Origin of the sequence: Aeromonas sp. s3, from assembly GCF_040907805.1 — a bacterium.
Taxonomy (GTDB): Bacteria; Pseudomonadota; Gammaproteobacteria; order Enterobacterales; family Aeromonadaceae; genus Aeromonas; species Aeromonas dhakensis.
Genome location: NZ_JBFOCQ010000033.1, coordinates 132,157 through 156,313 on the forward strand (window position 1 = coordinate 132,157; position 24,157 = coordinate 156,313).

A 24,157-nucleotide genomic window follows, 5' to 3' on the forward strand; every position below is an offset into this window, starting at 1 on the left:
TTTGCTACATCAGTTCGTTGTCATCACCACTAGAAGTGGATCCCCTTGATCAGGGTGGAGACTGCCATCTGATCCGCCGAGGCCTTGGACTCGTTGCCCTCCTTGGGGTCGGAGAAGGTGCGGAAGCTGGTGTTCATGATCACCTGGGCCACCCGCGGTGCCAGGGCATGGATCACCTGGCCGAACACCCCGAGCCGGGTGGCGAGGCGCACGTGCTTGTTGATGATGGTGTCGCACACCAGATCGGCAGCCTCTTCCGGCGTCATCATGGGCACTTGTTCATACACCTTGGTGGGCGCCACCATGGGGGTTTTCACCAGCGGCATGTTGATGATGGAGAAGTTGACCCCCTTGTCGGCAAACTCGGAGGCGGCGGTGCGCACCCAGGCATCCAGCGCCGACTTGGAGGCAACGTAGGCGGAGAAGCGCGGCGCATTGGTCAGCACTCCGATGGAGGAGATGTTGATGATGTGCCCCTTCTTCTTCTCGATCATGGTGGGCAGCACCCCCATGATCACCTTGAGGGTGCCGAAGTAGTTGAGCTGCATGGTGCGCTCCAGATCGTGGAAACGGTCGAAGGAGTCCTCGATGGCGCGGCGGATGGAACGACCGGCGTTGTTGACCAGAATGTCCACGCCGCCATGCTCGGCCACTATCTGCCGGGTGATCGCCTCCCCCTGCGCCAGATCGGCGAGATCACCCTGATAGACCTGCAGGGTCAGGCCCAGTTCGGCAAACTCGGCCTGGGTTTCGGCAATCTTGTGCTCGTCCCGGGCTATGGTCAGCACCCTGGCGCCCGCCTCTGCCAGTTTCTTCGCGGTGGCCTTGCCGATGCCGGAGGTGGCACCGGTGATCAGCACTACCTTGCCCTCGACCCGGCCGCGCAGGGTGCGGTCGATGAACAGGTCCGGGTCGAGGTGACGCTCCCAGTAGTCCCACAGGCGCCAGGCATAGCTGTGCAATGGCGGTACTTCGATGCCGGTCCCCTTCAACACCCGCTGGGCCTCGCGGTTGTCAAAACGGGTCGGATAGTTGATGAGCCGGAAGATGTCCTTGGGCAGGCCGAGATCGGCGATGGCCGCATCGCGAATGCGTCGCACCGGGGTCAGCGCCATCAGCATGGTCATCAGATGGCGGGGAATGAAGCTGAACAGGGCGGCATTGATGCGAATGGCCGGCTCGGGGGCATGGGCCGCCCGGGAGAAGGTGCTCAACATGTCGCCGACCCGCATGGGGTGAGAGTCGGTCAGGTGGAACGCCTTGTTGTCCTCCCCTTCCAGGTGGGCGATGTGATCGATGGCATCCACCACGAAGTTGACCGGCACCAGGTTGATGCGCCCCCCTTCGACCCCGATGGCGGGCATCCAGGGCGGCAGCATGCGACGTAGCTTCTGGATGGTCTTGAAGAAGTAATAGGGGCCGTCCACCTTGTCCATCTCGCCGGTAGTGGCGTCACCGACCACGATGCCGGGTCGGTAGATGCGCCAGGGGATGGTGCTCTCCTTGCGCACTATCCCTTCGGCCTCGTGTTTGGTCTGGAAATAGGGCATGTCGAGGTGTTCGGCCTCATCGAACATGTCTTCCCGGAACAGACCGTCGAACAGACCGGCCACCGCAATGGAGCTGCAGTGATGGAAGCAGCGCACCTTGAGCCGCTCGGCCAGTTGCAGGGCCTGACGAGTGCCCTCGGCATTGACCTGCTGCTGAATGCCCGCTTTGGCGTTGAGATCATAAATGGCGGCGAGATGCAGAAAATGATCGACCTTGCCGATGAGGGGCTCCAGTTCGCCGTTGCCCACACCGAGCAGCGGGTGGGTCATGTCGCCCACCACGGCAATGGCGCGATCCTCACCAACGCCCCAGTAGGCCAGCAGGTCGGGTACCCGCTCGAGATGGGCTGCCCGCATCAGGAAATGCACCCGACTATTTGGACGCTGCAGCAATTTTTTAATCAGCCGGCGGCCGATGAAGCCGCTGCCACCTGTGATGAAATAATCCATGGTATTTATATCCCTTACTGATTGGGCTGTTAGTTGCTGTTAGATATATCACGATTTTACTGAAAGTATTCATTCGAATATCATTCTTCGTGACCCAGTCCAAAATTACCAGGGTTGCCTGTTTCGTTATTAGGTAGAACCCTCTATTTTTTCTCCCTAGACTGAGGATGAAAGTTAAGTAATGCCACAACGAATATACCAAGGTTGTTGTCATTACCATCATCTATATCACGAGTAAGGAGACTGTCATGGCCAAAAAATTGAAAGCACTGGCAAGTTCGGTGACCGACAACCACCTCACTTCCACCATCAAAGAGTCCACCCAGCAGATCTGGCTGGCTGGCCTGGGTGCCTATGCCAAGGCGCAAGAGGAAGGCGGCAAGATCTTTGAAGCCCTGGTTCAGGAAGGGGAAGCCCTGCAAACCCGTACCCGTCAGAGCGCCGATGAAAAGATTGCGGCCATGACCGACAAGACTGCCGGTACCTGGGGCCGTCTGGAGCAGGTATTCGAGGATCGCGTGGCCCGCGCCGTCGCCAGCCTCGGCATCCCGACCCGCAAGGACATCGACAAGCTCTCCAAGCGGATGGCTGAACTGACCGAAGTGGTGCAGCAGCTGATCGATGCCCAGGACGACATTGTCCCGGCTGACGAGACCAAACCTGCCGCCGCCACTGCCAAGAAGCCGGTTGTTGCCAAGAAGCCGCCGGTCAAGAAAGCCGCCGTCACCCCCGTCGCCAAGGTGAAGGAAGAGGTCAAGGAGCTGGCAACGGAAGTAGAAAACGTGGCCAAGGAGATCAAGGAGAAGGGCGAAACCGCACTCTTCTGATCCTGACCGGCTTGTTCTGACTGATGATCCACCGGCCCATGCCCTCTGCTGGGCCGGTTTTGCGTGATAAGGGAGGCAAATCATGAGCACGATTGCGGTTGCCCTCGCCGGAGGGGGACCTCTGGGGGGGATCTACGAGATCGGTGCCTGCGCCGCCCTGGCCGACAGCATCAAGGGAGTGCGTTTCGAGCAGGCTGATATCTATGTGGGGGTGAGTTCGGGGGCGGTGATCGCCTCGGCGCTGGCCAACGGCATCTCCCCCGACAAGCTGGTGCGGATCCTGCTGAGCGACGACAGTGGCGAGTTCTTCGACCCCTCTACCCTGCTGCGCCCCGCCTTCGGGGAGTATTTTGAGCGGCTCACCTCGCTGCCGCCGCTGGCGCTGGCGTGTCTGGCCGACTACCTCTCCTCCCCCTGGAACAAGAGCCTGCTCGGCTCACTGCAGGGGCTGTCCAAAGCGATCCCCACCGGCATGTTCGACAGCCGCGGGGTGGATCGGATCCTGACCCAGTTCTTCTCGCGCCCAGGTCGCAGCAACGATTTTCGCGAGCTGGCCAGCCGGCTGTTCGTCATCGCCACCGAACTCGACACCGGTCGGGCGGTGGCCTTCGGCAGCCCGGGGCTCGACCAGGTGCCCATCTCCGCCGCGGTGCAGGCCTCCGCCGCCTTGCCCGGCCTGTTCCCGCCCTCCCTCATCGATGGCCGCTACTACGTGGACGGCGCGCTCATCAAGACGCTGCACGCCTCGGTGGCGCTGCAGGAGGGGGCCGATCTGGTGTTCTGCATCAACCCGCTGGTGCCCTTTGATGCTGGCCTGGCCAGCGAGCGCCCCGCCAAGCTGGTGGATAGCGGTCTGCCTGTGGTGCTGGCCCAGACGTTTCGCGCCATCATCCACTCGCGCATGCACGTGGGGATGGATCGCTACAAACACCAGTACCCAGAGGCGGATGCCCTGCTGTTCGAGCCCTCCCCGGCCGATGGCGAGATGTTCTTCACCAATGTGTTCAGTTATCGGGACCGGCGCCATCTGTGCGAGCACGCCTTCCAGCATACCCGCCGGGATCTGTGGCAGCGGCGGGCCGAGCTTGGCCCCATCCTCGCCAGACACGGGCTGGAGCTGGATCTTGACGCGCTGGCCGATGAGCAGCGCTCCCTGCTGACCCCGGGCATCGGCGCGGTGGCGGCGCTGGATGCCTCACTGACCCAGTTGCAGCACTGGCTGACCCGTCGCTATGGCGACAAGGGCCGGCGTCAACCGAAGGAGTAGCATGGATCGCAAACCCAAGCGGCGTACCAGGGATCGCATCCTGGCCACCGCCCTCGCCCAGTTCAACCTGCTGGGCGAGCCGACCGTCACCACCACCGCCATCGCGGCCGAGCTGGAGATGAGCCCGGGCAACCTCTATTACCACTTTCACAACAAGGAGGAGATAGTCAACGCCCTGTTCGGCGAGTTCGAACAGGAGATGGCCCACCTGCTCGACACCATTACCCCGCCGTTGAACGAGGCAGAGGACATCTGGTTCTTCTTGCACCTGATGTTCGAACTCATCTGGAAGTACCGCTTTTTCTATTACGACATCAGCACCCTGATGAACGGCAACCACAAGGTGGAGCAGCGCTTTTCGGCCCTGCTGCGGCGCAAGGAACTCACCGCCGCCGCCATCTGTCACCACCTCTGGCGCAGCAGTCTGCTAGAAGGCGATGAAGCGCAGGTGACGGCGCTGGCCGCCAACATTGCACTGGTGGGGACCTTCTGGATCTCTTATCAGCGAGCGCTGCATCCGCGGGCCGATGCCGACATCGCCCTCGGCGTTTTTCAGGTGATGGAGCTGGTGGCCCCCAGGCTGCGAGCCGATGCCCGCGCCGCGCTCGATGCCATCGCCAGCCATTATCGTCCCGCCGCCGTGGCGGGTTGACCGAATCGTGTTTTTTGATTGTGTTTTTAACAGGGAGAATCATATGACCACTGCACAGCCCAACTTCGATTTCACCCCCTTCCCCTGGCCGGAAGCCACCTATGACTATGCCGGGGAGCGCCTTGAGCAGCACTGGGAGCGGCTGCACCAGGGGGATGCCGAGCCCTGGCCCGAAGATGAACAGGTACAGGAAGCATGGCGCGCCTATCACGCCGGTGATTTCGCCCGGGCCGTCAGCCTGGGGCTGGCCGCCGGCGAGGATGGCCTCAACGTGGCGAACAAGGCGCTGGTGATCCACGCCAGCTACCTGCTGGATGACAAGTATGCCAAGCGCGAGGCGTTCGAGCTGGCCGCCAGCAACGCCGAGAAGCTGCAAAAACGTCAGCCAGACAACGTCAACGCCTGGTACTTCCACGCCCTGGCGCTGGGTCGCTACAGCCAGGTGATATCGGTCTCCAAGGCACTCTCCATCGGTATAGGTGACAAGATCAAGAGCAGCCTGGAAAAGGCGCTGGCGCTTGAGCCTGATCACGGGGAGGCCCATATCGCCTTCGGTGCCTGGCATGCGGAGATCATCGACAAGCTGGGCGCCATGATCGGCGGCATCACCTACGGCGCCAAGAAGGATGAGTCCGAGCGTCACTTCAAGGCGGCGCTGGCCATCATCCCCCACTCCGCCATCGCCCGCATGGAGTACGCCAACGCCATGGTGATGATGCACGGCAAGAGCAAGATGGCGGCGGCCGAGGCACTCTACGGCGAGGCTGCCGAGTGCGAGCCGCTGGATGCCATGGAGCGGCTCGACGTGGAAGCCGCCCGTGAGGAGCTGGAAGAGGAGTAACTCGCCAGACTCATAAGACAAGAGGCCAACCCCCGGGTTGGCCTCTTGCGTCTGAAGCGCGGCGCATCAGTCGTGCAGCAGCTGATCCAGCATTCCGGGGTCGCAGAGCAGATCCGGCTCCATCAGCACCAGCAGCAGCAACTGCTCAAACTCCACCGCGAAGCGCTCGACGATGAGATCCGGGTCCGGCACCCGCTTCTTGTCGGTGATCAGGCCCACCTGCACCTTGTTGTCATAGGAGAGGATGGAGACGCCGACCGCGATATCGCCGGCCTGGGGCACCCAGAACAGCGGCTGGCGCAACCTGGCGCCGGCCAGATAGAGGGTCTGCTGCGGGCCAGGCACGTTGGTGATGACGGCGCTGGCCTTGGCGGAGAGGATGTCGATGGCCTGTTGCTGCACCGCCTTGGGGGCAATGCCCATCACTTCCAGCAGGTTGAGCACCACCGCCGGCTGCAGGGAAGATTTGAGCGCCTGCATCCGATCCCGCACCGCATAGAGGCGTTGCAGCGGATGTTCGATGTTGAGGGGCAGATCCAGGGCCACCAGCCCGAAGCGGTTGCCAAGGGCCCCCTTGTCGTCCGGAGCGCGCATGTTGACCGGCACCAGTGCCCGGATGTCGACGTCGGCCTCGTCGCCCTTCTCCAGCAGATAGTGGCGAAAGGCCCCGGCGGTGGCGGCGATCAGCAGGTCGTTGACCGAGCAGCCGAGCACCCGCCCCACCGCCTTCACGTCCGGCAGCGGGATCTGTTCTGACCAGGCTACCCGCTTGGTGCAGCCGGTCTCTCCCCTGAGCCGGGTATCGGCATCATCGGAGAGGGTGGCGATGGTGTAGAGCTCGGCGGTCACGTCCCGGCTGGTCTTGAGGTAGTCCATCGCCTTGGTGGGGTGGGTCAGCACCTCGACGTATTTGGACCAGAGGGTGCCGGTCAGCTTGAGGCCGGCCCGCAGCAGGCGACTGCCCTGCTGATCGTGCTCTTCGTCGCCGTCGTCGTTGGCCACCGGCTCTGGCTGCGGTCTGGGAGGGGCAACCGGGCTCTCGTCCATCATGGTGAGCATGGCCCGCACCAGGGAGAAGCCGTCCCCCATGGCGTGATGAAAGCGCACCACCAGCGCCTGGCCGCCGAGGGAGGTGTCTACCAGGTGCATCTCCCAGAGCGGACGCTGATGGTTGAGGGGGGTGGAGGCAAAGTCGGCCACCAGCCGCTCCAGCTCGGCCTTGCCCGGCAGGATCACCCGCTTGAGATGCAGGTCGAGATCGAAGTCGGGGTCGGTACGCCAGTAGTACTCCCCCCCTTCCAGGCAGGCTTTCTGCGCGAAGCGCGGCTGTACCCGTACGGTGTGCAGCAGGCTCTCGCGCAATCTGGTTTCATCCAGCTGACCGTCGAACATCAGCACGCCGACGATCTGCATCAAGTTGTTGGGCCTGTCCATCCGCAGCCAGGCGGTATCGACACAGGAGATGAGTTCACACACAGACATGTATTATCCCTATTGTTTCGCATTATTTGTGCCACATTTCGTTCTGGACGTCGGCGAACAGAACGGAAGCAACAAACAATGTTTTCTTATGTTGGTGAAACTGCACGGCGATTAATTAACACCAGCCATCCATGACAAAAGCAGAGGCTCTTGTTGCCCCGTAAAATTTAAAAATACGACTTGTGATATGCCGCCTGAATAATAATCTCCAGGTCGGCTGTTTCGCCAAAAGAATATAAAGCGCGCTACTTCACTATTATTTATTGCGCTGGATCAGTCTTTATTGGATTGGTTATCGCCGCGCGGGACAAGGCAGGCGCTGATCAACATATTCGAGGATCTCCTGCTCCAGTACGCTGCGTACCGGCAACAGCATCAGGCCGAGGCGCACTTCCAGTGACAGGGTATCCTCGGTGAGGCAGAGGGAGCCATTGACCCCTGCGCCGCGAAACAGCAAGCGGGTCTCCTCCTCGTCTTCCCACTCGCAGTCGAGTTCGTACTCTTCGCTCATGTCCTGGGCGATGGCTTCGGCGGCGAGCCGAGCGCCGGCGAGGCCGAGCGGGTGTTGACGGCTGACCTGGATGGTCGATAGGTTGCTGCCGGCAAGGGGATCGTATAGAAACATGCTAACTCTCTGAGCGGTGACGACATTTACTGATATTAAACACATGAATCAAACAAGTGAAAGTGATTTGCAACATATTTGGGACTCACTTAACAAAGGCTGTCGAGTAAAAGCTCCATCGATTCCGCCTGGGTTGCCGCCGCGTTACACTGGGCTGGCGGCTCGTGACGAGTGACTCCCGCCCTCGTCGGTCGCCCGTTTTATCCGTTACAGGCCATGGGATACACCAGAGAACACAGGTCAAGAGAGCAGCAGATGACCCAAGAGAAACAACCATCCGATGACCACCACCTGGATGAAGAGAGCACCCTGGGGCGACTCTATCGTCAGCTCAACCAGGTGGCCGCCTTGCGCGAGCAGATGCGCACCCACCCGCAGGATCAGCAAGACAGGGACGCACTGCGCCAATGGCAGGCCGACCGGCTGGGGCGCACTCACCGCGATCTGCTGGAGAGCAAGCGCTACGGCCCGGCTGCGCAGTTTTTCCTGACCGACCTCTACGGGCCGGGGGATTGTGCCCGCCGCGATGCGGACGTGATGCGGGTGATGCCGACCGCCGAGCGGCTGTTGCCGGAGTCCGGTCTCAAGGTGCTGGCACAGGCCATTGAACTCGATGCTCTCTCCGAGGAGCTCGACTACCTGATGGTGGTGGCATTGCGCCGTAGCGGCAATATGGCGCGACTGAACGCCAAGGCCTATGCCCTCGCCTATCAAGAGGTGGGTGAAGAAGCGCGCCGCCGTAATCAGTTGCAACTGGTTAACGAGCTGGGGATGACCCTGGACCGGCTGGCCAGAAAGCCGCTGCTCGGGGCGACCTTGAAGCTGATATCGGGGCCGGCCCATCTGGCGGGGTTGGGCGAGCTCTTCTCCTTTGTCGAGCGGGGTTACCGGGTCTGTCATCACATGGGGCGGGCCAGAGAGTTTCTCGAGACCATCGCCAGCCGCGAGACGGCCATTATGCAGGCGTTGCTGGCGGGCGATGACACAGTGCTGGATTGACCTTGGGAGTCATGCAGGCACACATGCAGTCAAACATGACAAAGCGGGCCGAGTGGCCCGCTTTTCGTTTATCGTTGGACAGGAGTGCGGTCAGATCACCAGCAGAGCCATGAAGGTGTGCACCGGAGTGGCGGCCAGTTGCTTGCCATCCTGGCAGAGGGCCAGGATCGCCTCGGACCGTTTGGCAGGGAAGCGGGTGGCTAGGTTGTGGCGGAACTTCTCTACCAGCAGCGGGATCCCCTCCTCGCGGCGGCGACGATGGCCGACCGGGTACTCCACCTCCACCTTGGCGGTGTGGGTGCCGTCCTTGAAGAAGACCTGGATGGCGTTGGCAATGGATCGCTTGTCCGCTTCCAGATACTCGCGGCTGTAGCGCTTGTCCTCCTGCACCACCATCTTGGCGCGCAGCCCATCGATACGGGGATCGGCGGCCACGGCGTCCTCGTAATCCTCGGCGATGAGACGCCCGAAGATGAGCGGCACCGCCACCATGTACTGCAGGCAGTGATCCCGATCGGCCGGATTGTTGAGGGCGCCCACCTTGCTGATGATGCGAATGGCCGACTCATGGGTGGTGAGCTCGATGCGGTCAATTTCGTCCAGCCGCCCCTTCACCTGCTCATGCAGCTTCATGGCACACTCCACCGCGGTCTGGGCGTGGAACTCGGCAGGGTAAGAGATCTTGAACAGCACGTTCTCCATCACATAGCTGCCGTAGCTCTGATGGAGCGCGAACTGGTTGCCCTTGAACAGTACGTCGTAGAAGCCCCACTTGGGAGCAGACAGAGCGCCGGGATAACCCATCTCGCCGCTCATGGTGATAAGGGCCAGGCGCACCGCCCGGGAGGTGGCATCCCCCGCCGCCCAGCTCTTGCGAGAACCCGCATTGGGGGCATGACGGTAGGTACGCAGGCTCTGGCCATCGACCCAGGCCTGGGAGACCGCATCGATCACCTGATCGCGGCTACCCCCCAGCATGTGGGTCACCACGGCGGTACTGGCAACCTTCACCAGCACCACGTGATCGAGACCGACCCGGTTGAAGGAGTTCTCCAGTGCCAGTACCCCCTGGATCTCATGGGCCTTCACCATGGCCGTCATCACATCGCTCATGGTGAGTGGCGCCTTGCCTTCTGCCACCCGGGTACGGGAGAGCCAGTCGGCGGTGGCGAGGATGCCACCCAGGTTGTCGGAGGGGTGACCCCACTCGGCGGCCAGCCAGGTGTCGTTGTAATCGAGCCAGCGGATGATGGCACCGATATCCCAGGCGGCCTTGACCGGATCGAGACAGAGCTGGGTACCGGGCACCCGGGCACCATGGGGTACCAGGGTACCGGGCACGATGGGACCAAGGTGCTTGGTGCACTCGGGAAAACGCAGGGCCAAGAGGCCACAGCCCAGGGTATCCATCAGGCAGTAACGGGCGGTATCGAGGGCGGCCTGGCTGGTAATGGGGTGATTGCAGACGTAATCGGCAATATCGACCAGCACCTGATCGGGGTCTGGTCTGTGGTTGACGTCGACGTTGGCGGACATCGTGACTTCCTTATCGTTGTAGTGAATGAAACAGGGTGATGAAACGGCGCCCTGCCCGCCCGCCTGCGCTCATCGACCCCGCTGTTGCCGGTGTCGGGTGACGCAATGGGGTGACAGGGCCGCCCATGATTATCGCTGCTGCAGCGAGACGAAATGCCGGGGCGCCGGGCCGACGTAATCGGCGCTCGGGCGGATGATCCGGTTGTGTTCGCGCTGCTCCATCACGTGGGCGCACCAGCCGGTGACCCGCGAGCAGACGAAGATGGGGGTGAACAGCTTGGTCGGGATCCCCATGTAGTGATAGGCGCTGGCATGGAAGAAATCGGCGTTCGGGAAGAGCTCTTTCTCCTCCCACATCACCTTCTCCGCCTCGCAGGAGACGCGATAGAGCCGGTCATCGCCCACCGCTTCGGCCAGCTTGGCCGACCAGTTCTTGATGATGACGTTGCGCGGATCCGAGGTGCGATAGACGGCGTGGCCAAAGCCCATGATCTTCTCCTTGGCCGCGAGCTTGGCCTGCAGCTCGCTCCGCGCCTGGGCCTCATCCTGCCAGGGTTCGATCATCGCCATGGCGGCCTCGTTGGCGCCGCCGTGCAGCGGGCCGCGCAGGGTGCCGATGGCCGCGGTGACGCAGGAGAACATGTCGGAGAGCGTCGAGGCGCAGACCCGCGCCGCAAAGGTGGAGGCGTTGAACTCATGCTCGGCGTAGAGAATGAGGGAGACGTGCATCACCCGGCGCTCCAGCTCGCTCGGCGCCTTCTGGAGCAGCAGCGCCAGGAAGTGGCCGCCGATGCACTCCTCATCGGTGTCGAGAGCGATGCGCACCCCGTCGTGGCTGAACTTGTACCAATAGAGGAGAATACCCGGGAAGGCGGCCAGCAGCCGATCCGCCACTTCATGCTCGTGCTCGAAGCCATCCTCCGGCTCCAGATCACCGAGCATGGAGCAGCCGGTGCGCAGCACATCCATGGGGTGGGCGTCGGCAGGAATGCGCTCGAGCACCTCCAGCAAGGCGGCTGGCAGGGTGCGCAGGCTGCGCAGGGTCCGCTTGTAATCCTCGAGCTGCTGCTCGTCCGGCAGCTCGCCTTTGAGCAGCAGGTAGGCGACCTCTTCGAACTGGGCGCCGTCGGCCAGCTCCTGGATGTCATAGCCGCGATAGGTGAGCCCGGTGCCGCTCTTGCCCACGGTGCAGATGCTGGTCTCCCCCGCGCTCTGGCCACGCAGGCCGGCGCCACCCAACGGTTTTTGCTGTCCCATTTTTCCTCCTAGTCCCTGGATGTAAACAGACGGTCCAGCGTCTGCTCGTAGTGGTGATAACCGAGGAAATCGTAGAGTGACTCCCGGGTCTGCATGGTGTCGACGACGGCCCGCTGATGGCCATCCTGGCGAAGGTGTTGATAGACGTTGAGGGCCGCCTGATTGGCTGCCCGGCTGGCGCTCAAGGGATAGAGCACCATGTCAACGCCGTGGGCGGCGAGCGCCTCCTTGTCGAACAGCTCGGTTTTGCCGAATTCGGTCATGTTGGCGAGAATGGGGACCCCGGCCGCCTGCTTGAACAGGTCATACTGGCCGAGCTCGATCACCGCCTCGGCGAAGATCATGTCGGCGCCGGCGGCCACATAGGCGGCGGCGCGCTCCAGCGCCGGGCCAATCCCCTCCACCGCCAGTGCGTCGGTACGGGCCATGATGACGAACTCGTCGTTCTCGCGGGCATCCACCGCCGCCTTGATGCGATCACACATCTCCTCCTGCGAGACCACCGCCTTGTTGGGTCGGTGGCCACAGCGCTTCTGGGCGACCTGATCTTCCATGTGCACGGCCGCTACCCCGGCACGCTCGAAGGCGCGCACGGTGCGGGCGATGTTGAAGGCCCCGCCCCAGCCGGTGTCGATGTCGACCAAAAGCGGCACACGGGTCGCCGCCGTGATGCGTTCGGCGTCGGTCAAGACGTCGTTCAGGCTGGTCATGCCAAGATCCGGCAGGCCATAGGAGGCGTTGGCCACGCCGGCGCCCGAGAGGTAAATGGCCTGAAAACCGCTGCGCTCCGCCATCAGCGCCATGTAGGCATTGATGGTGCCGACGATCTGCAGGGGGCGTTCATTGGCGAGGGCGGTGCGAAAGCGCAGACCTGCCGAGGGGGTAAGGCTGGACATCATGACTCCTTTCACTTGTCTGGTCTGACTATCTAATATCACGTTTACGTTAACGTCAATCATACTTTCGTGGCAGACCCCTGCCAGGCAAGACAGGACGCGGCTTTTAGGGTAAATTTCAGCAATTCCTTCAACAGGTTGAATCGTAATGTCGGATCCCAATCCCGTGATCGTTTGCCCGGCTTGCGACTTGCTGATCGAACGCAAGTTATTGCCGCTTGGGCGCCACGCCCACTGCCCCCGCTGTCATCAGCATTTGTACGGGCGCTACGCATTTCGCCCCTCCCAGCTGATGGCGCTGACCATCACCGGTTTCCTGTTGCTCCCGTCCGCCTTCTTCGAGCCGCTGATCTACCTGCGCCTGGCCGGTGTCAATTCGGACGCCAACCTGCTCAAGGGGATCCTGGTGCTGCTGCTCGAGCACGAGATCTGGGTGGCGGGGCTGGTGTTCTGGTGCGCCGTGCTGGCGCCGGTGGGCTTGCTGCTCGGGATTTTTGCGCTGGCCTCGGGCCTCGCCAAACGCTGGCACATACTGGCGCCGACCCTGAAAGCGGTGGAGGTGTTTCGCCACTGGGCCATGTTGGAGGTCTACATCGTCAGCCTGCTGGTCGCCCTGTTCAAGCTGGTCGACATCGCCGATGTGCGCCTCGGCGGCGGCCTGCTCAGCCTTGGGATCCTGATGCTGCTCAACCTGACGTTGCTGATCCTGTTTGACCCCGCCCCCTATTGGGAGCGGGTACCGCTGGAGGAGCAGGACCATGTCCCAGACCAGCGCCCGTGAACTGGGGCTCTGCCGCTGCCACACCTGTGGCCTGCTGGTGCGCTATCAGGCGGGCAGCGTCTGCCCACGCTGCCACAGCCGGCTGCAAGTGCGCATTCCCCACTCCCTGGCCTGGTCCTGGGGGTTGCTGGCGCTGGCCAGCTTCATGCTGCTGCCCGCCAACCTGCTGCCCATCACCCACTTCTACAATAAGGGGTTGTTGCAATCCGACACCATCTTCAGCGGTATCATGATGCTCTATCGCAGCAAGATGTCGGGGATTGCCACCATAGTCCTCACCGCCAGCATCATAGTGCCGGTGGGCAAGATCCTGGGGCTGGGCTGGATCTGCTGGCAACTACAGCGCAGCAAGCCGGTGCGGCGCAAACGCCAGCTCATCATGTATCGCATCATCGACTTCATCGGGCGCTGGTCCATGCTGGACTTGTTCGTCATCTCGCTGATGGTGGCCCTGGTGGATCGCGGGGTGCTGCTCAACGTGCGAGCCGGCCCCGGCGCCACCGCCTTTGCCGGTGTGGTGGTGCTGACCATGATGTCGGCCCGCATGCTGGACACGCGCCTGCTGTGGGACAAGGCGGCCTGCTAGGGCGCGGAACCTGTTTTCTTCTATCTGAATGCTGTTTATCTCAGCCAATTAAGGAGTCGGTATGATCGGGGCTGAACCCGTCATTGAGAAGCGTCGCTGGTTGTCACCCGTCTGGTTGCTGCCCTTTATCGCCCTGTTGCTGGCGGGGGGCTTCATCTACCAGCAGTTTGTCAGCAGTGGCCAGCTTATTCGCATCAATTTCGCCCAGGGCAACGGCATCTTGCCGGGCAAGACCCAGGTGCGCTATCAGGGGGTCGCCATCGGGGTGGTGCAGGAGCTGGCGCTGGCCGAGGATGGCCGCAAGATAGCCGTGCTGGCCAAGATTGACAGCCGGGCCCGCCCGCTCATCCGCAAAGGTTCGGATTTCTGGCTGGTGAGCCCCAAGGCGTCGCTCACCGAGATCTCCGGTCTCGATACCCTGGTCTCCGGCAACTACATCAACCTGCAGCCCGGGCGGGACAACAACCCGCCACAGGAGGAGTTCGACGCGCTGGACGGCCCTCCCCCCGGTTATCAGGCCCAGGGGCGGATGCTGCACCTGACCGCCGATTCGCTCGGCTCGGTCGGCATCGGCGCCAAGCTCTATTTTCGCGGCATCGAGGTGGGCAGCGTCATCAACACCCGCCTTGGCGAAGAGAACCAGAACGTGATCCTGGATCTGGTGATCGAGCCGCGTTTTGAACACCTCATCAAGGCCGACACCCGCTTCTGGAACATCAGCGGCATCAAGGGCTCCTTCAGCCTGGCCGGGGTCAATGTGGAGGCCGGCAGCCTCACCTCCATCCTGAGCGGCGGCATCGCCTTCGACTCTCCCAAGGACTCCCCGGAGCCGGAGAAAGGCCAGGTCTTCACCCTCTACAAAGGGTTGGCCGAGGCGGCACGCGGCGAGCGAATTGACATCCAGGCGGGGGATCTGCCCATCAAGGAGGGGATGCCCATCCTGTTTGAAGGCATCGAGATCGGCCGCATCGACCCCATTCGCCTCACCGACAAGGGCCGGGTGGTGAGCGCACTGATCAACCCGGAGCAGGCGTTTCGGATCACCGGCAACAGCCGTCTGGTGTGGGAGAGCGTTTCCCTCGGCGCCGGTGGCATCAAGCATGCGGATCGCCTGCTGGCGGGCCCGGCCATTCGTCTCGACTATGTGGCGGGCGAGCGGGTCAAGGCCATGACCCTGAGCAACAAAGAGCAACCGGGCGGCATCAAGCTGGTGCTGCAGGCCGACGATCTGGCCGGCCTCAACGAGGGGGCGCCGCTCTGGTACAAGGGCTTGCAGGTGGGTCAGATCAGCCAGCTCACCCTGGATGGCGGCGGCAACGCCAGCGTGGCTCTGGTCGTGCAGAGCCAGTATCAGCATCTGCTCAACCGGGCCCGTTTCTATCGGGCGGCGCCGCTGCAGATCGATGCCGACTTGAGCGGCATCAAGGTGGAAACCAGCCCGGCCAGCGCCTGGATTGGCGGCGGCATCAAGCTGGTGCAGGCCCCCGCCGGTGAGCGGGTCAACCGGCTCTATCCCAGCCAGGAGCTGGCGCTGCTCGGTACCCGCGATGCCAAGCCCCGTCGCTGGATCTTGAAGGCCGAACAAGCCGATGGCATCGGTATCGGCTCCCCCGTGCTCTATCTGGGGCTCGAGGCCGGCAAGGTCAACGCGCTGCGCGCCGCCAGGGAGGGGGTGGAGATCGAACTCGAGATCGCCGGTGTCTATGCCCCCCTGCTGGAGCAGCAGCCGCAATTCTGGAAAAAGCCGGCGCTGGATACCCGGGTGCGGGTGGATGGCGTGCAGGTCAAGGTGGGGAACCTCGCCACCCTGCTGCGCGGTGCCATCGAATTCGATCGGCTCGGCACGGGCCGCAGCAGTCACCAGCTCTTTGACAGCAAGGAGCAGGCCAAGGCCAAGGTACGGACCCTCTCCCTGGTGGCCGACAGCAACCCGGGGCTCGGGGTCGGCAGCCCGATCCGCTACCGCGGGGTCGACATCGGCAAGATTGAACAGATTGAGCTGGAGCCGACCCTGGGCCAGGTGATCTTCAAGGCCGAGCTGGATGGCCAGTATGCCGCGCGCTTCCTGCAGTCTGGTGCCCGTTTTACTCTGGTGCAGGCCAAGCTGGGACTGGGCGGCGTGGCTCATCTCGATACCCTGATCAAGGGTGCCTTTGTGGAGGCGCAGCCCGGCCAAGGGGCTGGCAAGGAGCGCTTCCCCCTCAGTCAGAGCGGCCCGGCCGGCCTGGCGCTCACCCTCAAGAGCGCATCGGTCAACGGTTTGAGCGTCGGCAGTCCATTGCTGTTTCGCAAGATGGTGGTGGGTAGCGTGACCAAGGTGGCGCTGGCCCGTGATGGCAGCGAGGTGCTGATCGACGTCAACGTGGAGCAGGAGTACGCCCATCTGGTGCGGGCCAACACCCGCTTCTGGAACGTCTCCGGGGTCAAGGCGGATATCGGCCTGACCGGTGGCACCATAGAGGTGGAGACGGTGCAGAGCCTGCTCGCCGGCGGCATCGCCTTCAACACTCCGGAGAAAGAGATGGGGCCGACCGTCAAGGCCGGCCACAGTTACCCGCTGCATGCCAAGGCCGAGAAAGAGTGGCAGGAGTGGAGCCCCCGCATCCAGCCCTGATCTCTCCCCTCACTCACGCTCACCCAAGCCCGGCACTGTGCCGGGCTTGTTTTTAGCCGCTGCGCTTTCAGAATATTCCTGCCCTTGTGATAAGATGTCGCCCCTCATTTTCGGTCAACGAGACGGCTCCGTGCACGACAACACCTATCTTCCCGATCACTTCTTGCGCCATATCGCGGCCATCATGCCGGCGCACCTCTCCATGGATGAGTTCGTGGCCAGTTGTCGACGACCGCTGCGGCGCAGCATCCGGGTCAACACCCTGAAGATATCGGTGGCGGCGTTTGTGGCGCGGATGCAACCGCTTGGTTGGCAGCTCGATCCCGTGCCCTGGTGCGACACCGGCTTCTGGCTCAGTCGCGAAGACGAGAGCGTACCCCTTGGCAACACCGCCGAGCATTTAAGCGGCCTCTTCTACATTCAGGAGGCGAGCTCCATGTTGCCGGTCACCGCCCTGTTTGCCTGTGAGCAGACCCGGCGTGACGGCATGTTGCTGGACGCGGCGGCGGCCCCCGGCTCCAAGACCACCCAGATCGCAGCCTTGATGAACAACCAGGGCATGCTGGTTGCCAACGAATACTCCAGCAGCCGGCTCAAGGTGCTCAGCGCCAATCTGCAACGCTGCGGTGTGACCAACGTGGGCATGACCCATTTCGATGCCAAGGTCTTCGGCCAGTGGTTGCCGGAAACCTTCGATGCCATCCTGCTCGACGCCCCCTGCTCCGGCGAGGGCACAGTGCGCAAGGACGAAGACGCCCTGCGCAACTGGAGCATCGAGAGCATCGACGAGATCGCCGCCGTGCAGCAAGGGTTGCTGGAGAGCGCCTTCCATGCCCTCAAACCGGGTGGAGTACTGGTCTACTCCACCTGTACCTTGAGCCTGCAGGAGAACCAGGCCGTCTGTCAGTCACTGCAAGACAAGTTCGGCGATGCGTTCAGCTTTGACTCGCTGGCCGATCTCTTCCCCGCTGCAGAGAAAGCCTGTACACCAGAGGGATACCTGCACGTTTGGCCCCAGATCTTCGACAGTGAAGGCTTTTTCGTCGCCAGATTGCGCAAGCACCACTCAGTGCCCAATACCATGTTCAAACCGGGCAAGCTCGGCAAATTCCCTTTCTCGCCGCTGCAAGCCAAGGAGTCCGAACCCATGTTGCGCGAGATTGAAGCAGCCTTCGGGGTGGTGCCGCAGGGAAATCTGTTTGGCCGCAGCGAGGAGATCTGGCTCTTCCCCCAGCTGTTCGAGCAGGTACAGGGCAAGCTGCGCTTTGATCGCATCGGACTGAAACTGGCGGAGACTTTCAAGAAAGGGTATCGGCTGACCCATGAGTGGGCACTGGCCTATGGCGATGGTGCGAGCAAGGGATTCGTCGAGCTCGATATAGCGAATGCACGGGAGTTCATGATGGGGCGGGACGTGTGGCCGGAGCAAGCCGCCGGTAGCGGTGAGGTGATCGTCCGCTATCAGGGGCATACCTTGGGCATGGGGAAATGGGTGGGCAGCCGGGTCAAGAATGCCCTGCCCCGCGAGCTGGTGCGCGACAACAATCTGTTCGTGTAGCAAGTTGTACCGGAGCAGGAAAACCCACACTCCGGTTGAACCTTTGCGCGGATCTTGAAAAGCCTTGAGCCTTGTCTAAGCTTAAAGGCAATCCGAACACCAGTTAGCGCACGGCTCTGCAAGGAGCCAATTCCCCTATGCCAGGTACAAGGAATTCGTACCTGGCTTTTTTTATATTCCTGTTTCTCGATCTCTGCCTCAGTTGCTGGCGCGTTTACTCGAGCATCTCCGCCGGTGCTTGCGCATCGATCTGCGCTCTATCCTGTTTCTGTTGCTGCTCATGTTGCAGCTCTTGCCGATAGAGCAGATCGATGGCCTGTTCGATGAGGGATGCCTGGCTGTCTTCGAGCAACTGCCCCAACATGGCCAGCCGCTCGGCATGGCGATTGCTGATCCAGCATTGCAACCGGCTGTGAGTTTCCTGTTTGCGTTTCACGTGTTGGCGCTGCCGCTCGGCGTTGTCTTGCGCCCCGCTCACTTCTATTTCCTGGCTCATATCACCTTGCAACTTTGATTTTTACAGCCCGTTATCTCTCACCAAGTCTTCAATATTCGCTGACCAACACCGAAGAGTCTGACTCTCCCCTTCTTGATGGGGTGAGGTCCAGTGCGCTGCAAATATATCATTGGATCAACAAGATATCATTTAACATAAAAAAGAGAGTGACGCGGTTATATTACAGCAGACCATCCAGGGCGTGATCCGAGAACTTGTGGGCATCGTCGAAATACTCTTGCAAGGTACGGATATCCTTGTGACGGGTGACCTCGATGATCTTGTTCATCGGTTTGCCGGCAGTGACCGCCGAGGTGATGAAGCCGCGGCGCAGACTGTGGCCGCTGACCTGGAGATCATCGATGGCCTGACCGGTACGGCGCTTTATCATCAGATTGATACCCTGCGGGCCGAGCGGCTCCTGCATGAGCTGACCCCAGCGATTCATGCGGCGAAACAGGGCCCCCTCATGGATCCGGCTCTGTTTGAGCCAGCGCGTCAGTGCCGACACCGGGCAATATTGTTTGCCGGGCACCAGGGCGATCTCCGTTTCATGTAGCTGATGCTTGCTGGGCTTGAGCCGAAGACGGATCCCCTGCCCCACAAAGTCGAGATCATCCACCTCAATCCTTGCGGCCTCCGAGCGGCGCAAGGCACCGCTGAACATCAGCAGCAACAGGGTGTAATCCCGCAGTCCCGCCAGATTGCTGGTGTCGATTTCGTCGAGCACACAGGCCAGCGGTTTAAGGGTCAGCGCCCCCGTCTTGCGCTTGCGGTTGTCACCGAGCCGCACTATGCCCCGCATCATCTCCTTTATCTCCGCATGCTCGGTCGGCATGGGGTGGATCCCCTTCTGCTTGAAGGCATAACGGATGCCGGCGAGCCGTCTTACCAGGGTGGCTGGCTTGCGGGGATCGCCGTTGCGAAGCTCCCCCTTCCCCTCTTCCTTGTCCAGCCAGACCCAGTCGGCCAGGATACCGTCAGCCTGATCCGCCAGAAAGTTCATGATGTCATGATGGGTAGTCTGCAGCGGATCGAGCCCATGCTGCTGGCACCAGAACACGAAGATGCGGGTATCGGCCTGATAGGCATTGAGGGTGGAGTCGGCTTTGGCACTGCGCAAGAAACGTCTGGCCCGGCTGTTCAGCTGAGGATCGAAGACGCTCTGCAAGGGCTGCTGAACTGGGTTTGAAATACGTGGGTAGTTCACTTAACTCTATGATTTAATGCGGAGTTTCGTCGGATCTTACAGGATCTTGCAGATCTATCAAATATCGATAATGAATATTATCGATACTTATGAAAAGTGCTTTTAACCCATTTCACCCTCCTCATTTACTCCTCAAGCACACTGTTCTTCTTGCTTCGTTTTATCAGGGTTGAGGGTTTTACCTCATCAGCATCCACCACAGAAAGTGAGAGATAACGAACAACTATGGTCGTTTTTGGATGGGCCATGATATTGCTGATTGTCATAGTAAAACGCCCCGCTATGCGGGGCGTTGTTTGTTATCGCTTTGCCAACTTGAACAACTCGAAGAAGTTGTGACTGGTCGCCTGCGCCAATTCGGCCAGCGGTATTTGCCGCAGATCCGCGATGAACTGGGCCACGTCGCGTACGAAGGCCGGCTCGTTCTCCCTGCCCCGGTGCGGAACCGGCGCCAGATAGGGAGAGTCGGTTTCAACCAGCAGTCGTTCCAGTGGCAGCGCCTTGACTACAGTTTGCAGCGCAGCCGCATTTTTGAAAGTAGCGATGCCGGAGATGGAGATATAAAACCCCATCGCCATGGCCGCCTCGGCCATTTCAAGCGACTCGGTGAAGCAGTGCAGCACCCCGCCGACCTGATCTGCCCCCTCCTCACGCATGATCTGCAGGGTATCCTGCTGGGCATCGCGGGTATGGATGATGAGAGGCTTGTTCAGGGCACGGGCCACCCGGATATGCTCGCGGAAGGAAGCCTGCTGTACTTCCTTGTTCTCCGGCGAATAGAAGTAGTCGAGCCCGGTCTCGCCGATGGCTACCACCCTTTCATCCGCCGCCTGGGCCAACAACAAATCGGCATCGACGCCAGGCTCCTGGTTGAGAGGGTGCACGCCGCAGGAGGCAAACACCTGAGGGTAAGGGGCTATCGCCTCCAGCATGGTCGGGAACTGTGCCTGGGTCACGCTCACACAGAGAAAATATCCCACATCCTGCCTGGCCGCCTTGGCCAGCACATCGGCCATGTCGGTCTGCTTGCTGCCATAACTCAGACGATCGAGGTGGCAATGGGAATCAACGAGTAACATACAAAACCTTTTGGGATCTATAACCAGCGAGTGAGCCAGTTCATCAAATGAATGGTGGGGTTGGAGAGCTGCCCGGGCTGGCAGGCCGCCTTGAGCCCAACGAGCTGCTGCTCCGCCTCCAGCAGCTTTTCACTGGAGTGACGTTCCGCCAGTTGTTGACTGAGCGCGGCCAGATCCGGCATGGCCAGCTGGTGAGGGCCACAACCGGCCTGCGTCTTGAGCGCATCGCACAAGAACAGCTGCACCCAGTGCAGTCTGACCTGGGTATCGCTTGCCAGCAGGCTGCACACATGGTTGGTCCGGGTGGGTGTTTGCGAGAGGGCGAGAAAACTCTCAAGCAAATCACGGCGATCCGTGTCCTGCTGCTGCATCAAGTAATCCAGCACTCGCAGCGGAGCCCCCTGGCAGATCCGCACCTGAGCCTGGGTGGCCTGATGACCCTGCTCGGCGAGCCAGGCCAGGGTCTCCCCTTCCGCCGGCAACTGACAGACATGCTTGTGGCAACGGCTGAGAATGGTGGGCAGCAGGCGGGAAACCTGGGAGGCGATCAGCAGCAACAAGCTGTCGCCGGCCGGCTCCTCCAGGGTTTTGAGCAGGGCGTTGGCGGCCGATTCGGTCATGCGCTCCGCATCGGGGATGATCACCACCTTGCCGCGGCCAAGCTGGGCCGAATTCTGCAGGCGCGCACAGATCTCGCGGATGGCCTCGACCCCTATGGTCTTACCCTCAGTGGTGAGGGAGCCCAGATCCGGGTGATGACCCTTTTCAAACAGCTGGCAGGAGTGGCAATGACCGCAAGGCTCGCCCCAATCAGGCTGATGGCACAAGTGCAGGCGGGCCAGCTGCTGTGCAAGTTGCTCCTTGCCAAGACCGGGATCACCCAGCAGCAGCCAGGCGTGCCCGAGCCGGCCGGCGGCGGCAGTCTGGCTCAACGCCCGCCAGTCCGGGATCAACCAGGGATACATGAGGGCTCGTCTTTCAGGTAGTGGGCCAAGGCAGCCTCGATGGCCGCCTTGACCTGCTCCGGCGCTTGGCCGGCGTCGATCACCTTGATTGACTCATCGGCGGCAGCCAGTTCCAGATAGCGCTGGCGGGTACGCTCGAAGAAGCTGAGCTGCTCAAGCTCGATCCGGTCTAGCTCACCGCGGTGACGGGCCCGTTGCAGGCCGATGGCGGGATCGATGTCGAGATAGAGGGTCAGATCCGGCTTGAAGTCGCCGAGCACGGCCCGTTTGATGGCACCTATAAGGTTGGCATCGATGCCACGGCCACCACCCTGATAGGCCTGGGAGGAGAGGTCGTGGCGATCGCCCACCACCCAGATACCGTCGGCCAGCGCCGGCTTGATGCGGGTCTCGACCAGTTGCACCCGGGAGGCGTACATCAGCAACAGTTCGGCTTCGATGGTGAGCCGCTCGTCGTGCACCTCCTTGACGATGGCCCGCATCCGCTCCGCCAGCGGGGTGCCGCCCGGCTCACGGGTACACTCGACCCGCGCCACCCCGTGGGCATGCAGATAGTCGGTCACGTAGCGCACCGCGGAGCTCTTCCCCGCGCCTTCCAGTCCTTCAATCACGATAAATTTAGACATTAGGGTTTCTTCAAAATGTATTCACGCACCGCCCGATTGTGTTCATCGAGGGTCTTGGAAAAATAGTGGGCCCCGCCCCCCTTGGCGACGAAATAGAGATAGTCGGTCGACAGGGGGTTGAGCGCCGCTTCGATGGAGGCCTTGCCCGGCATGGCGATGGGAGTGGGCGGCAAGCCGTCGATCACATAGGTGTTGTAGGGGTTCACGTCGGTCAGGTCGCTGCGGCGGATGTTGCCGTCATACCTGTCCTTCACCCCGTAGATGACGGTGGGATCAGTCTGCAGCTTCATGCCAAGGCGCAGACGATTGACAAACACCGAGGCGATCCGCGCCCGCTCTTCCGGCATCCCCGTCTCTTTTTCGATGATCGAGGCCATGATCAGCGCCTCGTAGGGAGTCTTGTAGGGCAGATTGGCCTGACGCTTCTCCCAGCTCTGCTGCAGGAAGGTCTCCATGTCCTGATGGGCACGGCGCAAAATGGAGAGATCACTGGCATGAGTGGTATAGGCGTAGGTCTCCGGCAGGAACCACCCCTCCAGCTTGCCGTTTTCGATGCCAAGCTCCTGAGCCAGATCGGTCTCGGGCAACTCGACGGTCAGCCGCTCCAGATAAGGGGCGCTGGCCAGCTGTTTCAACCAATCCTCGAAACGGGAACCTTCGACGAAGGTCAGGCTGAAGTGAAACTCCTTGCCGGAAGCAAACAGGGAGAGGGTATCCTTGAGGGGCGACCCTTCCTTGATCTCATAGGTACCAGACTTGATGGCAACCAGCTCGGGATGACCGCGCAACCAGAGTCGCACCGCCCAGGGGCTGGTTTCCCCCTCCCCCAGTTCGGCGATCAGACGCGCCGCATGGGCTCCCTTCTCGACGGTAAAGAGACGGGTCGGTCCCTTGTTGGTGAGCGTCTCCACCTGTTGCCACTTGTAATGTACATAGCCCCCGGCAGCGGCGACAGTCAGCGCCGCGCCCGCGAGCAGGGTGTAAAGCCGATTAAACTTCAATGACCAAACGCTCCTGTAAACGGCGGATCAATTCCTGACTGGCATATTGGGTCTCCCCGATGCCGGTGACCGGCACTATGCCCATCAGGGTATTGGTCAGCCATACCTCTTCGGCCTGCCACAGTGACTCCAGCGGAGCCTCCACGACACGCAGTTCAATGCTCATCTGTTTTAGCATTGCCATCACATGGCGCCGCATGATGCCGTCTATGCCGCAGTGGGAGAGATCCGGCGTAAACACCGTTCTGCCACGGCGCCAAAACAGATTGGCACTGACCCCTTCTACCAGAAATCCCCGACTGTTCAAGACTATACCTTCGACCCCGGAACGGGCCGCAAGTTCGCTTTTCAGCAGCACCTGCTCCAGCCGGTTGAGGGTCTTGAGGCCTGCCAGCATGGGAGCATCCCCCAATCGCTGCCGGCATACCAAGAGTGGAATGCCATCTTGTTGCCATGTCGGGTAGTGGGCCGGGTAAGCGGCCAGCGACAGGATCCGGGTCGGCGCATGGCAGGCAGTGCCATCATAGCCCCGACCACCGCTGCCGCGGGTCAACATCACCTTGATCACCGCCAGCGCTTGATCGCGGGCCAATTGGGCCACTTCATCGCCAAGTTGTTGCCAGTCCAGCTCGGCAAGGCCGAGTCTGGCGCTCGCTTGCTGCAACCTTGTCAGGTGTGCCGGCCACCAGACGGGCCGGCCATCCCTGACCAACAGGGTGGTGAAATGACCATCCCCATAGGCCAGACCACGATCCATGGCGGACACGCTGTCTGTCGGTATTCCATTGATCAGCAAAAGGATCCCTCCGATAAAAAAGGCCCGATACTGACGTATCGGGCCCATACTATCCGCCCAGGG

The 24,157-nt window shown here is 61.5% G+C and carries 22 protein-coding genes; 9 read left to right on the top strand and 13 right to left on the bottom strand.

Features of this window, described 5'->3' with window-relative positions; all coding sequences use genetic code 11:
- Positions 1 to 29: 29 nt before the first annotated feature.
- A complete protein-coding gene (locus tag AB5Y98_RS18910) occupies positions 30 to 2,000 on the bottom strand; it encodes an SDR family oxidoreductase (protein WP_123246128.1) in 1,971 nt (656 codons plus the stop codon).
- Positions 2,001 to 2,248: 248 nt separating this feature from the next.
- Here AB5Y98_RS18910 and AB5Y98_RS18915 point away from each other — a divergent pair, with 248 nt between their 5' ends.
- The 4 genes from AB5Y98_RS18915 (at position 2,249) to AB5Y98_RS18930 (ending at position 5,587) form a co-directional block, all read left to right on the top strand.
- Positions 2,249 to 2,827, top strand: coding sequence for a phasin family protein (locus AB5Y98_RS18915; protein ID WP_368232504.1), 579 nt, complete (start codon positions 2,249 to 2,251; stop codon positions 2,825 to 2,827).
- 82 nt (positions 2,828 to 2,909) lie between these two features.
- Positions 2,910 to 4,094 (top strand): patatin-like phospholipase family protein, encoded by a 1,185-nt coding sequence (locus AB5Y98_RS18920; RefSeq protein ID WP_195878641.1) that lies wholly within the window; start codon positions 2,910 to 2,912, stop codon positions 4,092 to 4,094.
- A gap of 1 nt (position 4,095) precedes the next feature.
- Positions 4,096 to 4,746: a TetR/AcrR family transcriptional regulator gene (locus AB5Y98_RS18925; RefSeq protein WP_368232506.1), complete on the top strand. Its 651-nt coding sequence runs from the start codon at positions 4,096 to 4,098 to the stop codon at positions 4,744 to 4,746.
- 43 nt (positions 4,747 to 4,789) lie between these two features.
- A complete protein-coding gene (locus AB5Y98_RS18930; RefSeq protein ID WP_368232508.1) occupies positions 4,790 to 5,587 on the top strand; it encodes a hypothetical protein in 798 nt (265 codons plus the stop codon).
- A 66-nt stretch (positions 5,588 to 5,653) separates the two neighbouring features.
- Here the strand turns inward: AB5Y98_RS18930 and AB5Y98_RS18935 are convergent, their stop codons facing one another.
- Positions 5,654 to 7,069 (bottom strand): wax ester/triacylglycerol synthase family O-acyltransferase, encoded by a 1,416-nt coding sequence (locus AB5Y98_RS18935; RefSeq protein ID WP_368232510.1) that lies wholly within the window; start codon positions 7,067 to 7,069, stop codon positions 5,654 to 5,656.
- Positions 7,070 to 7,361: 292 nt separating this feature from the next.
- A complete protein-coding gene (locus AB5Y98_RS18940) occupies positions 7,362 to 7,739 on the bottom strand; it encodes a polyhydroxyalkanoic acid system family protein (RefSeq protein ID WP_017764503.1) in 378 nt (125 codons plus the stop codon).
- 210 nt (positions 7,740 to 7,949) lie between these two features.
- Here AB5Y98_RS18940 and AB5Y98_RS18945 point away from each other — a divergent pair, with 210 nt between their 5' ends.
- Entirely contained in the window at positions 7,950 to 8,693 is a 744-nt protein-coding gene (locus tag AB5Y98_RS18945; RefSeq protein ID WP_368232512.1) for a hypothetical protein, read from the top strand.
- 90 nt (positions 8,694 to 8,783) lie between these two features.
- Here AB5Y98_RS18945 and AB5Y98_RS18950 read toward each other — a convergent pair whose 3' ends face one another.
- From AB5Y98_RS18950 to prpB, 3 genes are all read right to left on the bottom strand, one after another.
- A complete protein-coding gene (locus AB5Y98_RS18950; protein WP_368232514.1) occupies positions 8,784 to 10,229 on the bottom strand; it encodes a bifunctional 2-methylcitrate dehydratase/aconitate hydratase in 1,446 nt (481 codons plus the stop codon).
- Positions 10,230 to 10,358: 129 nt separating this feature from the next.
- Positions 10,359 to 11,486, bottom strand: a complete 1,128-nt coding sequence (gene prpC / locus AB5Y98_RS18955; RefSeq protein ID WP_368232515.1) for a 2-methylcitrate synthase — start codon at positions 11,484 to 11,486, stop codon at positions 10,359 to 10,361.
- Between the two features lie 8 nt (positions 11,487 to 11,494).
- The gene (prpB, locus tag AB5Y98_RS18960; protein WP_336290516.1) at positions 11,495 to 12,382 is read right to left on the bottom strand and encodes a methylisocitrate lyase; all 888 of its coding nucleotides are present in this window, start codon (positions 12,380 to 12,382) and stop codon (positions 11,495 to 11,497) included.
- A gap of 148 nt (positions 12,383 to 12,530) precedes the next feature.
- Between prpB and AB5Y98_RS18965 the strand changes: the two genes are divergently transcribed.
- The 4 genes from AB5Y98_RS18965 to rsmF all read left to right on the top strand — a co-directional run bounded on the left by AB5Y98_RS18965 (position 12,531) and on the right by rsmF (position 17,921).
- A complete protein-coding gene (locus tag AB5Y98_RS18965; protein WP_368232517.1) occupies positions 12,531 to 13,163 on the top strand; it encodes a paraquat-inducible protein A in 633 nt (210 codons plus the stop codon).
- Positions 13,141 to 13,749 (top strand): paraquat-inducible protein A, encoded by a 609-nt coding sequence (locus tag AB5Y98_RS18970; RefSeq protein ID WP_368232519.1) that lies wholly within the window; start codon positions 13,141 to 13,143, stop codon positions 13,747 to 13,749. Before AB5Y98_RS18965 ends, AB5Y98_RS18970 begins: the two co-directional genes overlap by 23 nt.
- A gap of 61 nt (positions 13,750 to 13,810) precedes the next feature.
- Positions 13,811 to 16,363, top strand: a complete 2,553-nt coding sequence (locus tag AB5Y98_RS18975) for an MlaD family protein (RefSeq protein WP_368232521.1) — start codon at positions 13,811 to 13,813, stop codon at positions 16,361 to 16,363.
- Positions 16,364 to 16,493: 130 nt separating this feature from the next.
- Positions 16,494 to 17,921, top strand: a complete 1,428-nt coding sequence (gene rsmF, locus AB5Y98_RS18980; RefSeq protein ID WP_368232816.1) for a 16S rRNA (cytosine(1407)-C(5))-methyltransferase RsmF — start codon at positions 16,494 to 16,496, stop codon at positions 17,919 to 17,921.
- A 214-nt stretch (positions 17,922 to 18,135) separates the two neighbouring features.
- On the opposite strand, the gene AB5Y98_RS18985 is transcribed toward rsmF, so the two are convergent.
- The 7 genes from AB5Y98_RS18985 to pabC all read right to left on the bottom strand — a co-directional run bounded on the left by AB5Y98_RS18985 (position 18,136) and on the right by pabC (position 24,142).
- A complete protein-coding gene (locus tag AB5Y98_RS18985) occupies positions 18,136 to 18,417 on the bottom strand; it encodes a RepB family protein (RefSeq protein ID WP_368232523.1) in 282 nt (93 codons plus the stop codon).
- Between the two features lie 181 nt (positions 18,418 to 18,598).
- Positions 18,599 to 19,627, bottom strand: a complete 1,029-nt coding sequence (locus tag AB5Y98_RS18990; protein WP_368232525.1) for a site-specific integrase — start codon at positions 19,625 to 19,627, stop codon at positions 18,599 to 18,601.
- Positions 19,628 to 19,926: 299 nt separating this feature from the next.
- Entirely contained in the window at positions 19,927 to 20,706 is a 780-nt protein-coding gene (locus AB5Y98_RS18995; RefSeq protein ID WP_368232526.1) for a TatD family hydrolase, read from the bottom strand.
- 17 nt (positions 20,707 to 20,723) lie between these two features.
- Positions 20,724 to 21,671 carry a DNA polymerase III subunit delta' gene (gene holB, locus AB5Y98_RS19000; RefSeq protein WP_368232528.1) on the bottom strand — a complete coding sequence of 316 codons (948 nt, stop codon included), beginning with the start codon at positions 21,669 to 21,671 and terminating at the stop codon, positions 20,724 to 20,726.
- Entirely contained in the window at positions 21,656 to 22,297 is a 642-nt protein-coding gene (gene tmk / locus AB5Y98_RS19005; protein WP_368232530.1) for a dTMP kinase, read from the bottom strand. Before tmk ends, holB begins: the two co-directional genes overlap by 16 nt.
- Complete coding sequence (gene mltG / locus AB5Y98_RS19010; RefSeq protein WP_368232532.1) at positions 22,297 to 23,298, bottom strand: endolytic transglycosylase MltG; 1,002 nt, start codon at positions 23,296 to 23,298, stop codon at positions 22,297 to 22,299. The genes tmk and mltG overlap by 1 nt, the downstream gene beginning before the upstream one ends.
- Entirely contained in the window at positions 23,288 to 24,142 is an 855-nt protein-coding gene (pabC, locus tag AB5Y98_RS19015) for an aminodeoxychorismate lyase (RefSeq protein WP_362816348.1), read from the bottom strand. Before pabC ends, mltG begins: the two co-directional genes overlap by 11 nt.
- Between the last annotated feature and the right edge of the window lie 15 nt (positions 24,143 to 24,157).

Excerpts from the sequence above, each read along its gene's own strand:
- AB5Y98_RS18910 (WP_123246128.1), bottom strand. The coding sequence starts at position 2,000 with ATGGATTATTTCATCACAGGTGGCAGCGGCTTCATCGGCCGCCGGCTG.
- AB5Y98_RS18915 (WP_368232504.1), top strand. The coding sequence starts at position 2,249 with ATGGCCAAAAAATTGAAAGCACTGGCAAGTTCGGTGACCGACAACCAC.
- AB5Y98_RS18920 (WP_195878641.1), top strand. The coding sequence starts at position 2,910 with ATGAGCACGATTGCGGTTGCCCTCGCCGGAGGGGGACCTCTGGGGGGG.
- AB5Y98_RS18925 (WP_368232506.1), top strand. The coding sequence starts at position 4,096 with ATGGATCGCAAACCCAAGCGGCGTACCAGGGATCGCATCCTGGCCACC.
- AB5Y98_RS18930 (WP_368232508.1), top strand. The coding sequence starts at position 4,790 with ATGACCACTGCACAGCCCAACTTCGATTTCACCCCCTTCCCCTGGCCG.
- AB5Y98_RS18935 (WP_368232510.1), bottom strand. The coding sequence starts at position 7,069 with ATGTCTGTGTGTGAACTCATCTCCTGTGTCGATACCGCCTGGCTGCGG.
- AB5Y98_RS18940 (WP_017764503.1), bottom strand. The coding sequence starts at position 7,739 with ATGTGTTTAATATCAGTAAATGTCGTCACCGCTCAGAGAGTTAGCATG.
- AB5Y98_RS18945 (WP_368232512.1), top strand. The coding sequence starts at position 7,950 with ATGACCCAAGAGAAACAACCATCCGATGACCACCACCTGGATGAAGAG.
- AB5Y98_RS18950 (WP_368232514.1), bottom strand. The coding sequence starts at position 10,229 with ATGTCCGCCAACGTCGACGTCAACCACAGACCAGACCCCGATCAGGTG.
- prpC (WP_368232515.1), bottom strand. The coding sequence starts at position 11,486 with ATGGGACAGCAAAAACCGTTGGGTGGCGCCGGCCTGCGTGGCCAGAGC.
- prpB (WP_336290516.1), bottom strand. The coding sequence starts at position 12,382 with ATGTCCAGCCTTACCCCCTCGGCAGGTCTGCGCTTTCGCACCGCCCTC.
- AB5Y98_RS18965 (WP_368232517.1), top strand. The coding sequence starts at position 12,531 with ATGTCGGATCCCAATCCCGTGATCGTTTGCCCGGCTTGCGACTTGCTG.
- AB5Y98_RS18970 (WP_368232519.1), top strand. The coding sequence starts at position 13,141 with ATGTCCCAGACCAGCGCCCGTGAACTGGGGCTCTGCCGCTGCCACACC.
- AB5Y98_RS18975 (WP_368232521.1), top strand. The coding sequence starts at position 13,811 with ATGATCGGGGCTGAACCCGTCATTGAGAAGCGTCGCTGGTTGTCACCC.
- AB5Y98_RS18985 (WP_368232523.1), bottom strand. The coding sequence starts at position 18,417 with ATGAGCCAGGAAATAGAAGTGAGCGGGGCGCAAGACAACGCCGAGCGG.
- AB5Y98_RS18995 (WP_368232526.1), bottom strand. The coding sequence starts at position 20,706 with ATGTTACTCGTTGATTCCCATTGCCACCTCGATCGTCTGAGTTATGGC.
- holB (WP_368232528.1), bottom strand. The coding sequence starts at position 21,671 with ATGTATCCCTGGTTGATCCCGGACTGGCGGGCGTTGAGCCAGACTGCC.
- tmk (WP_368232530.1), bottom strand. The coding sequence starts at position 22,297 with ATGTCTAAATTTATCGTGATTGAAGGACTGGAAGGCGCGGGGAAGAGC.
- pabC (WP_362816348.1), bottom strand. The coding sequence starts at position 24,142 with ATGGGCCCGATACGTCAGTATCGGGCCTTTTTTATCGGAGGGATCCTT.